The organism is Oleiphilus sp. HI0079, from assembly GCF_001635105.1.
In genome coordinates, this window is the sequence record NZ_LWFT01001182.1 from 1 (window position 1) to 914 (window position 914).

Sequence of the window (914 nt, forward strand, 5' to 3'; positions counted from 1 at the left end):
AGTTTAAAGCGTCTCGGTACAGATTATATTGATCTTTATCAGCTTCATTGGCCTGAGCGTCAAACTAATTACTTTGGTCAGCTTAGTTATAGTCACGATGACGCCGCTGAAGCGATACCTTTAGTTGACACCTTGTCAGCACTGAAAGAGCATCTAGATGCCGGAAAAATAAGGCAATGGGGTTTGTCTAACGAGACCCCCTGGGGGCTAATGACTTCGCTAAGCGTTGCACAGGAGCTAGATATGCCTCCCCCAGTATCGATACAAAATCCCTACAACTTGCTTAACCGAAGTTTTGAAGTCGGCCTTGCCGAATGCTCGATTAGAGAGAATGTTGGACTGTTAGCATATTCGCCTTTGGCATTTGGCGTGCTCTCCGGAAAATACTTGGGCGGACGCAGCCCTGAAGGTGCGCGTTTAACCTTGTTTGATCGGTTCACGCGTTATACTCACGACAGAGCAGAAAAGGCAACACAGGCTTATCGAGAGCTCGCAGTTTCTCAGGGAATGTCTATTACCCAATTGGCTCTGGCGTTTGTTAATCAGCAAATGTTTGTGGTCAGTAATATCATTGGTGCGACAAACATTGATCAGTTAAGTGAAAACATAGCTTCCATTGATGTGGTGTTATCTAACGATGTGTTAGTGGAGCTTGACCGGCTGCATCAAATACATACAATCCCTTGCCCCTGATTGATTAAAGAACCTTATATGTCACAAGAACCCGGATTGATAAAAAAAGCACTGTGGTCTGTACGCCATGGAGTTGAGCAGACATTGTTTTCAGAGAATTTTGTGATTGCTGACCTCAGTCCTTACGATGTCATTCATGCTGATGGCATTATGTCGGTAAGGCATTACCAGGCATTACTCGATGCTGAGATTGAGATAGCAGGCCAGACGGTTACCGTTGA

The 914-nt window shown here is 45.1% G+C and carries 1 protein-coding gene and 1 pseudogene; both read left to right on the top strand.

Features of this window, described 5'->3' with window-relative positions:
* Window positions 1-693, top strand: a 693-nt coding sequence (locus A3750_RS20975; RefSeq protein WP_068548756.1) for an aldo/keto reductase, incomplete at its 5' end; no start/stop codon positions are given.
* 18 nt (window positions 694-711) lie between these two features.
* Window positions 712-914 (top strand): annotated as a pseudogene (locus tag A3750_RS20980) (alpha/beta hydrolase); the annotation flags it as partial.